At 65.7% G+C, this 9,344-nt stretch carries 7 protein-coding genes; 3 read left to right on the top strand and 4 right to left on the bottom strand.

What is annotated here, in order from left to right:
- A partial coding sequence (gene guaB / locus AC1D00_RS13615) for an IMP dehydrogenase (RefSeq protein ID WP_477011023.1) occupies positions 1-801 on the bottom strand: 801 nt, incomplete at its 3' end.
- Positions 802-1,270: 469 nt separating this feature from the next.
- Between guaB and AC1D00_RS13610 the strand changes: the two genes are divergently transcribed.
- Complete coding sequence (locus AC1D00_RS13610; RefSeq protein WP_027543096.1) at positions 1,271-2,761, top strand: MFS transporter; 1,491 nt, start codon at positions 1,271-1,273, stop codon at positions 2,759-2,761.
- Positions 2,762-2,771: 10 nt separating this feature from the next.
- Here the strand turns inward: AC1D00_RS13610 and AC1D00_RS13605 are convergent, their stop codons facing one another.
- Positions 2,772-3,635, bottom strand: a complete 864-nt coding sequence (locus AC1D00_RS13605; protein ID WP_477011022.1) for a Bug family tripartite tricarboxylate transporter substrate binding protein — start codon at positions 3,633-3,635, stop codon at positions 2,772-2,774.
- A gap of 77 nt (positions 3,636-3,712) precedes the next feature.
- Between AC1D00_RS13605 and AC1D00_RS13600 the strand changes: the two genes are divergently transcribed.
- Positions 3,713-4,795, top strand: a complete 1,083-nt coding sequence (locus AC1D00_RS13600; protein ID WP_477011021.1) for a LysR substrate-binding domain-containing protein — start codon at positions 3,713-3,715, stop codon at positions 4,793-4,795.
- Positions 4,796-4,805: 10 nt separating this feature from the next.
- Here the strand turns inward: AC1D00_RS13600 and AC1D00_RS13595 are convergent, their stop codons facing one another.
- The gene (locus AC1D00_RS13595; RefSeq protein ID WP_135173244.1) at positions 4,806-5,492 is read right to left on the bottom strand and encodes an RlmE family RNA methyltransferase; all 687 of its coding nucleotides are present in this window, start codon (positions 5,490-5,492) and stop codon (positions 4,806-4,808) included.
- A 1-nt stretch (position 5,493) separates the two neighbouring features.
- Positions 5,494-6,567: a Ppx/GppA phosphatase family protein gene (locus AC1D00_RS13590; protein ID WP_477011020.1), complete on the bottom strand. Its 1,074-nt coding sequence runs from the start codon at positions 6,565-6,567 to the stop codon at positions 5,494-5,496.
- 211 nt (positions 6,568-6,778) lie between these two features.
- Here AC1D00_RS13590 and AC1D00_RS13585 point away from each other — a divergent pair, with 211 nt between their 5' ends.
- On the top strand, positions 6,779-9,151 hold the full coding sequence (locus tag AC1D00_RS13585) for a xanthine dehydrogenase family protein molybdopterin-binding subunit (protein ID WP_477011019.1): 2,373 nt from the start codon (positions 6,779-6,781) through the stop codon (positions 9,149-9,151).
- Positions 9,152-9,344 lie beyond the last annotated feature (193 nt).

Here is a 9,344-nt window from a genome sequence, read left to right as displayed (position 1 = left end):
GTGCAGCACGTGGCGCGAATGGCCGTGCGCGGTGTCGACCACGACGAGGTCGACGCCGGCGTCGATCAGCCGCTCGGTGCGCTCGAAGCCGGTGTCGCCGACGGTGGTGGCGGCGGCGACGCGGAGGCGCCCCTGCGCGTCCTTGCAGGCGAGCGGATGGGCGACCGCCTTTTCCATGTCCTTCACGGTGACGAGGCCGACGCAGCGATATTGCTCGTCGACCACGAGCAATTTCTCGATGCGATGCTGGTGCAGCATCCGCCGCGCCTCGTCCTGGCTGACGTTCTCGCGCACGGTGACGAGACCTTCATGCGTCATCAGCTCGGAGACTTTTTGCCGGCGGTCGGTGGCGAACCGCACGTCGCGGTTGGTGAGGATGCCGACCAGCTTGCCCGGCGTGGACTTGCCTGCACCGGTGACGACGGGAATGCCGGAGATGCCGTGATCGCTCATCAGCTTGAGCGCATCGTCGAGCGTGGCCTCGGGGCTGATGGTGAGCGGGTTCACCACCATGCCCGACTCGTAGCGCTTGACCTGGCGGACCTGGGCGGCCTGCCCTTCGGGATCGAAATTGCGGTGGATGACGCCGAGACCGCCGGCCTGCGCCATGGCGATCGCCATGCGGGCCTYGGTGACGGTGTCCATGGCGGAGGCCATGATCGGGATGTTGAGGGGGATGGCGCGGGTGACGCGGGAGCGGATGTCGACCTCGCCCGGCATGACGTCCGAGAGGCCTGGCTTCAACAGCACGTCGTCGAACGTAAGGGCTTCGCGGATGCCTTGAACTTGCACCGTGGCCATCTGCCAACTCCTTCCTGCGGCCCTGCCGCAAATAGCTATGGATGAGCGCCGCCCTCGGCGTACCTTGCGGCATCGCCGGAGAATCGGAGCCCATCGGTGGGGTTGACGCGGGTCGATAGCACGGCCGCGTGACGAATCAAAGCAAATCGCACCGCCGGCCAGCCATGCACAGGCTTTTTGGGTAAATTCAGCGTGGATAGCCGGTTCAGCGTGGATAGCCAGGGGGCGGCCCCTCCTCGTCATTCCGGGGCGCGACGACGTCGCGAGCCCGGAATCCATCCCGCAGCAGTCTCCGGGGCCCGATGGCATCAGGGCTCGCGCCAGTTGGCGCGCCCGGAATGACGAGAGAGGGTCACACCGTTATGACCGGGGATTTAGGTGCTATGCGTCGATCCGCAATGGTCGCGGCCCGGCGGCGGTGTTAAGCCGCAATTCCACCCTTCCTTCCGATTTTCATTACCAATCCGTCATGGTCGACAAGCAACGCGTCATTCCGCTGATCGTGGCCACCGCTCTCTTCATGGAGAACATGGATTCGACGGTGATCGCGACCTCTCTGCCGGCGATCGCGGCCGACATCGGCACCAGCCCGCTGACGCTCAAGCTCGCCATCACCTCCTATCTGCTGTCGCTCGCGGTGTTCATCCCGGCGAGCGGCTGGACCGCCGACCGCTTCGGCGCGCGCATGGTGTTCGCGATCGCCGTCGGCGTGTTCATGGTCGGCTCGGTCGGCTGCGCGCTCTCGACCTCGGTCACCGATTTCGTGTTCGCGCGCATCCTCCAGGGCATGGGCGGGGCGATGATGACGCCGGTCGGGCGTCTCGTGCTGCTGCGCTCGGTCGACAAGAGCGCGCTGGTCAATGCGATGGCCTGGGTGACGGTCCCTGCCCTGATAGGCCCCGTGATCGGCCCGCCGCTCGGCGGCTTCATCACGACCTACGCGTCCTGGCACTGGATCTTCCTGATCAACATACCGATCGGGCTGCTCGGCATCTTCATGGCCTTGCGCTTCATCGATCCCATCAAGAGCGAGGAGCGCGAGCCGTTCGATCTCTACGGCATGGTGCTCGCCGGGATCGGACTTGCCGGCATCGCCTTCGGCCTGTCGGTGGCCGGCCTCAATCTGCTGCCCTGGAGCACGGTCGCCGCGCTGATCGCGGGCGGCGCGATCTCGATGACGCTCTATGTCATCCATGCCCGGCGCACGGGATCGCCGGTGCTGGACTTCTCGCTGCTGACCCTGCCGACGCTGCGCGCGGCCGTGCTCGGCGGCTTCCTGTTCCGGCTCGGCATCGGCGCGCTGCCGTTCCTGCTTCCGCTCCTGATGCAGATTGGCTTCGGCCTGTCGCCATTCCATTCCGGCCTCGTCACGTTTGCCTCCTCGCTCGGCGCCATGGGCATGAAGACGCTGGCGGCGCGGATCATCCGCACCTTCGGCTTCCGCAATCTGATGACGGTGAACGCGATCGTCAGCGCGGTTTTCCTCGCCGCCTGCGCGCTGTTCACGGTGACGACGCCGCTGCTCATCATCATGATCATCCTGGTCGTCGGCGGCTTCTTCCGCTCGCTCGAGTTCACCGCGATCAACACGGTGGCCTATGCCGAGGTCGAGACCGCGCAGATGAGCCGCGCCACCACGCTCGTCAGCGTCAACCAGCAGCTCGCGGTCTCCGCCGGCGTCGCCGTCGGCGCAGCGTCGGTGGAGACGACGATGTGGCTCAGCCATGTCAGCGAGCTCAACGCCACCGTGTTCGCCCCGGCCTTCGTCGTGGTCGCGCTGACCTCGGCGGCGTCGAGCTGGTTCTTCTGGCAGATGCCCGCTGATGCCGGCCACGAGATCTCCGGCCGCAAGGCGACAGAGATCGCAAGCCGCAAGGGCGCCGGCAAGGGCGCAGAGAAGGCGGCCGTCAAGGCGGCGACCGAGGATACCCAGGACGTGCGCGACCAGCGGCTGGGGTAAGCTGGCGCGACTATTTCGAGCGAATGACGCCCGACCGGATCAGGACGGCGTACTTCTCGGTCTCCTCGGCAACGAACTTCGCAAATTGCGCCGGCGAGCCTTGAATCGGGCTGGCGCCAAGCTCCATGATCTTCGCCCTGACGGCGGCGTCGCCGAGTGCCTCGTTGATCGTTCCGTTCAGTCGATCGACGATGGCCTCGGGCGTGCCTCTTGGTGCACCGATCCCGAACCACGATCCGGCCTGATAGCCCGGGACGGTATCCGCCGCGATCGGAACGTCCGGCAAATTATCCGACCGGGCTGGCGAAGTAACGGCCAGCGGAACCAGTCTGCCGGCCTTGATATGGCCGATCGAGGACGGCATGGGATCGAACATCGCATCGATCCGCCCGGCCAGGAGATCTTCCAGTGCAGGCGTCGACCCCAGATAGGGCACCAGCGTCAGGTCGACAGCGGCCATCGATCTGAACAGCTCAATTCCAACGTGCTGCGGCGTGCCGAGACCTGCAAATCCCACCCTGAGTTTTCCGGGATTTTGCTTCGCGTAACTGATGAGCTCCCCGACTGTCCGGACCGGCACGGCAGGATTCACCTCGATGACGAGCGGAACGCGATATAGACCGCCGACGGCGACGACGTCGCGGCCAAAATCGAAATCGAGGTGATCGAACAGCGTCGCGTTGATCGTGTTGACGGGACCGCAGACGAGGAGCGTGTACCCGTCGGGTGCCGCCCGAACCACCGACCTCGTCGCAACGTTTCCGCTTTCACCCGGAACATTGTCCACGCTGAACGACTGGCCCAGCCGCTCCGACAGCCAGGGAGCAATCAGCCGGCCGGCGATATCGACTGGGCCTCCCGCGGGAAATCCCACGACGAGGCGACTGCCGCGAGAAGGGTAAGCCTGAGCCGTGGCCATCGCCGGCAAAACCGATGTCGCGATTGCCGCCAGTGTTGAACAAAGCAAGCGCCGTCTCTGCGTATCCATGTCACGATCCTTCGCTGCCATGGACTGCCATAGCTCGGCGGCGCCGGTTGAGCTATGATATGCCAACGTCGATCTTGATACCTTTGAGGTATGGCATGGATCTCAGGCACCTTCGCTATTTCGTCATGGTTGCAGAGGAAGGGCACATCACGCGGGCAGCAGAGCGGCTTGGCATCCAGCAGCCCCCGCTCAGCCGGCAGATCAGCCAGATGGAGAGAGAGCTCAAGGTTCAACTGTTCAGGCGGTTGCCGCGGGGGGTAAGCCTGACAAGCGCGGGTCAGGCCTTTTTCTCCGAGGCCAAGGCGATCCTGTCGCGGCTCGATCACGCCGTCGAAACGGCCCAACGCACGGCACGCGGCGAGCAGGGAACGCTCTGCATCGGCATCGCACCAACTGCCCCCTTCAATCCGCTCGTACCGCTTGCCATCCGGTCCTTTCGCGAAACCTTCCCGCGCGTGTCCCTGATCCTGCAGGAAGGCCTGAGCAACGAAATCTTCGGCCAGTTCGAGCGTGAGCAGATGGACGTTGCCTTCGTACGCGCGCGGCAAATTCATGCGGAAGGCGTCTCCGTTGCTGCGCTTCAGGAAGAGCCTCTGGTCGCGGCCCTCCCGAGCCGTCACACGTTGGCGAGGACAAGGACAAAGCCCCTTCAGCTCAGGAGCCTGTCAAATGACTCCTTCATCATGATCGGGCCGCCTGGTACCGGATTGTATGACGAGACCGTCGCGGCCTGCAGGGCAGCCGGATTTGTTCCGCGTCTCGGGCAGCCGGCGCCGCGAATTACCTCGACCTTGGGTCTTGTCGCGGCGGGACTCGGCATTGCGCTCGTGCCCTCGACGCTGCAGGGCGCACGCATGACCGGCGTCGTATACCGGCGCCTGCAAGACCCTACTCCGAAGGCCTTTCTCGGACTGGCGTGGCGGCGCAGCAATCCATCACCGATCCTCAGGAATTTCCTGGGCCTGGTTCGAGGCATGGCCGAGCGCCGGGCCCCTGAGCATCACCGGGCAGCGAAAACCGCAAACGACGATCGTTCGCGAACGTGACGGTTTTGCGCTACGCCTTCGGCTCGCCCCGAAACCCCGTCGCCAGCACGTAGCGTTCCGATGAATCCTGCCGGCTCGCGGCCGGCTTGACGTGACGGACCGTGGCGAAGTCGCGCTTGAGCTGGGCGAGCAACTCGGCGTCGGCGCCGCTCTGGAACGTTTTTGCCAGGAAGGTCCCGCCGGGCTTGAGCACGTCGCAGGCAAACGCCGCCGCGGTCTCGATCAGGCCGACGATGCGGAGCTGGTCGGTCTTGCGGTGACCGGTGGTGTTGGCGGCCATGTCGGACATCACGACGTCCGCGCCGCCCCCCAGCATCGCGGTGAGCTTTTCCGGCGCGCCGTTGTCCATGAAGTCGAGCTGCGCGAACTCGACGCCGGCAATTTCGGGCATCTCCAAAAGGTCGATCGCGACGACCTTGCCCTTGCCATCGATCGAGCCGACGCGCTTGGCCGCGATCTGGCTCCAGCCGCCCGGCGCGGCGCCGAGATCGACCACGGCCATGCCGTGCTTCAGCAGCCGAAACTTGTCGTCGATCTCGAGCAGCTTGAATGCCGCGCGCGAGCGATAGCCCGCGGCCTTGGCCTTCGCCACATAGGGATCGTTGAGCTGCCGCTCCAGCCACAGCTTCGATGACAATTTGCGCTTGCCGCCGGTCTTGACCTGGACGTGCAAGCGGCCGGTGGTGTCCTTGGCCATCTCACCAGCTCCTGAGCGCGCCGTCCTCGCGCATCATCTCGACCAGCATGCCTTCGCGCAGGCCGCGGTCGGCGACGCGCAGGCGCGGCAGCGGAAAGGCGTGGCGGATCGCATCGAGGATGGCGCAGCCGGCCAGCACGAGATCGGCGCGCTCGACGCTGATGCAGCTGTTGTTCGCGCGCTCCTCGTAGCTCATGCCGAGCAGCCTGTTGATGGTCGCGGTGATGTCGGAATCGTTCATCCAGATGCTGTCGATGCGGCGGCGGTCGTAGCGTGCGAGATTGAGATGGATGCCGGCAAGGGTCGTCACGGTGCCAGAGGTGCCGAGCAGGTGCATCTCAGTGAGATCGCCGCCGTGCTGTTCCGCGAACGGCGCAACATGATTTGCGACCTCCCGCTCCATCGCGGCGTAGATCTCCGGCGTCACGTCGCGGCCGCCGAATTGCTCGGCGAGCGTGACCACGCCGAACGGGATCGACATCCAGGCTTTGATGCGCGGCTCCGGATTTGTGGGATCGCGCTCGATCCGCACCAGCTCGGTCGAGCCGCCGCCGATGTCGAACAGGATTGCACCCCTGCCCCTGGGGTCGACCAGCGGCGAGCAGCCGAGTACGGCGAGCGAAGCCTCGGTCTCGCGGTCGATCACCTCGAGCTCGATGCCGGTCTCGGCCGCGACGCGGCTGCGAAAGCCCTCCGCGTTGGAGGCTGCGCGGCAGGCTTCGGTCGCGATCAGCCGCAGCCGCCGCGCTCTCCGCAAGTTGATCTTGTCGCGGCAGATGCTGAGCGCCGCGATGGCGCGCTCGATCGCGGCCTCGCTGATGCACCCCGTCGCCGAGACCCCCTCGCCGAGCCGGATGATCCGGGAGAAGGAATCGACCACGCGAAAGCCATCGCTGGTCGGACAGGCGATCAGGAGCCGGCAATTGTTGGTTCCGAGGTCCAGCGCCGCGTAGACGCCGGTTCCCGGCGCTTGCGCGACGACGGCCGGCTCAGTGGCCAATGCCACCGCCGCCATCGACCCCTCGAGCTCACCGTGCGGCGCATGGCCGTCGCGGAGCCGCGTGTGGTCATTCATACAAACTGTCTTTCCGCGGCCCGCTGGGGCCGAGCTGGAATTGCTTTTTCGCCTGAAACATTAGCAGCGCGGCAGGCCTGCGCAACAACGCATCACATGGGACCATGCCCATTCGTGCGTTGTCGTGAACGGGGCCGTGGGTTATTTTTGAAGGGTCCGGCCCCCAAGCGCCCCCCAAAACGCGCAATTGCCGGCTTTTCAGGTCAATTCCATGCAAGAACACACCAAATCGTCCACGCTCGAAAACGCTATTGCACTGCAAAAATACGGCGTCGGGCAGCCCGTCCGCCGCAAGGAGGACGACACGCTGGTCCGCGGCAAGGGCCGCTACACCGACGATTTCAACCTGCCCGGCCAGGCCTATGCCGTGGTGGTCCGCTCGACCCATGCCCATGGAATCATCCGCGGCATCGGCCTTGATGCCGCCAAGGCGATGCCGGGCGTGCTGGGGGTCTGGACCGGCAAGGATCTCGATGCGGCCGGCTATGGCCCCTTCACCTGCGGCCTGCCGCTGAAGAGCCGTGACGGCTCGCCCCTGCTCCAGACCAACCGCCAGCCGCTGGCGACCGACAAGGTCCGCTTCGTCGGCGATCCCGTCGCTTTCGTGGTGGCGGAGACGCTGGCCCAGGCGCGCGATGCGGCCGAGGCGGTCGAGCTCGACATCGAGCCGCTGCCGGCGGTGACGGACCCCGAGGAGGCCGCGAGGCCCGGCGCGCCGCAGCTCTACGACCACATCCCGAACAACGTCGCGCTGGACTACCATTATGGCGACATGGACAAGGTCGATGCGGCCTTTGCCAGCGCCGCCCATGTGACCAAGATCGACATCGAGAACACCCGCGTCGCCGTGGTCTCGATGGAGCCGCGCGTGGGACTTGCCTCCTACGACAAGAAGGCCGAGCGCTACACGCTCCAGGTTCCGACGCAGGGTGTCGCCGGCAACCGCGCCAACCTCGCCAAGAACCTGAAGGTGCCGAACGAGAAGGTGCGCATTCTCACCGCCAATGTCGGCGGCTCCTTCGGCATGAAGAACATCAACTACCCCGAATACATGTGCATCCTGTACGCGGCCAAGGCGCTGGGACGGCCGGTGAAGTGGCTGGACGAGCGCTCGACCAGCTTCCTCTCCGACAGCCACGGCCGTGCGCAGAAGATTCATGCCGAGCTCGCGCTCGACGCCGAGGGGCATTTCCTCGCGGCCAAGCTTTCCGGTTACGGCAATCTCGGCGCCTACATCACCGGCGTTGCGCCGGGTCCGCTCTCGCTCAACACCGGCAAGAACTTTTCCAGCGTCTACCGCACGCCCCTGATGGGCATCGACATCAAGACGGTGCTGACCAACACAACGCTGATGGGCGCCTATCGCGGCGCCGGCCGGCCCGAGGCGAATTACTACATGGAGCGGCTGATCGACCGCGCCGCCGACGAGATGGGCATCAACCGGCTGACGATGCGCAAGCGCAACTTCATCAAGCCGAACCAGATGCCGTTCCCGGCCTCCTCCGGCGTCACCTATGACAGCGGCGACTTCCAGGCCGTCTTCAACAAGGCGCTCGAAATCTCCGACCACGAGAATTTCGCCAAGCGCAAGAAGGAGAGCAAGAAGGCCGGCAAGCTGCGCGGCATCGCCGTCGGCTCTTATCTCGAGGTCACCGCGCCGCCGAGCCCCGARCTCGGCAAGATCGTGTTCGACCCTGACGGYAGCGTGCAGCTCATCACCGGCACGCTCGATTACGGCCAGGGCCATGCCACCCCGTTCGCGCAGGTGCTGTGCGCCCAGCTCGGCGTCCCGTTCGAGAGCGTCAAGCTGGTGCAGGGCGACAGCGACATCGTTCACACCGGCAACGGCACCGGCGGATCGCGCTCGATCATGGCGAGCGGCATGGCGATCGTCGAGGCCTCCAAGCTCGTGATCGAAAAGGGCAAGCGCGCCGCCGCGCACATGCTGGAGGCCTCCGAAGCCGACATCGAGTTCGAAGGCGGCAGCTTCACCATCGCCGGCACCGACCGCAGCATCGACATCATGGAGCTCGCCAAGAAGCTGCATGACAGCAAGGTGCCGGAGGGCGTGCCTGATAGTCTCGACGTCGATCACACCAGCGAGCCGGTGCCCTCTGCCTTCCCGAACGGCTGCCACGTCGCCGAGGTCGAGATCGATCCGGAGACCGGCGTGGTGCAGATCGTGCGCTACAGCGCGGTGAACGATTTCGGCACGGTGATCAACCCGCTGCTGGTCGCGGGCCAGCTTCATGGCGGCGTCGTCCAGGGCATTGGACAGGCGCTGATGGAGCACGTCCGCTACGACGAGAGCGGCCAGCCGATCACGGGCTCGCTGATGGACTACGCGCTGCCGCGCGCCGAGGACGTGCCGAACATGACGGTCGGCGACCACCCGGTGCCGGCCACGACCAATCCGCTCGGCAGCAAGGGTTGCGGCGAAGCCGGCTGCGCCGGCAGCCTGTCGACCGTGGTGAACGCCGTGCTCGACGCGCTCTCCGACTACGGCATCAAGCACATCGACATGCCGCTGACGCCGGAGCGGGTGTGGCGCGCGATCCAGGACGCGAAGGGCAAGGCGGCGTAAGGCCGCGCTTCTGCCTCCACACGCACACTGTCATCGCCCGCGAAGGCGGGCGATCCAGTACTCCGTGACAGATGTGATTGAATCGAGAAGCCGCGGCGTACTGGATGCCCCGCCTTCGCGGGGCATGACAGCCAATGTGGAGACGCGCCTTGCCCCTTCCCTACGCCGCCGCCTCCTCGCGCGGCTGGTAGAT

This window comes from Bradyrhizobium sp. P2_E8, from assembly GCF_056403875.1.
Note: the sequence above shows the minus strand (reverse complement) of the source record. Positions and strands in the feature narration are given on the sequence as shown.

What these genes read in the sequence shown, in the direction of transcription:
- AC1D00_RS13590 (WP_477011020.1), bottom strand. Translation starts at nt 6,567, where the DNA reads ATGAATGACCACACGCGGCTCCGCGACGGCCATGCGCCGCACGGTGAG.
- AC1D00_RS13610 (WP_027543096.1), top strand. Translation starts at nt 1,271, where the DNA reads ATGGTCGACAAGCAACGCGTCATTCCGCTGATCGTGGCCACCGCTCTC.
- AC1D00_RS13595 (WP_135173244.1), bottom strand. Translation starts at nt 5,492, where the DNA reads ATGGCCAAGGACACCACCGGCCGCTTGCACGTCCAGGTCAAGACCGGC.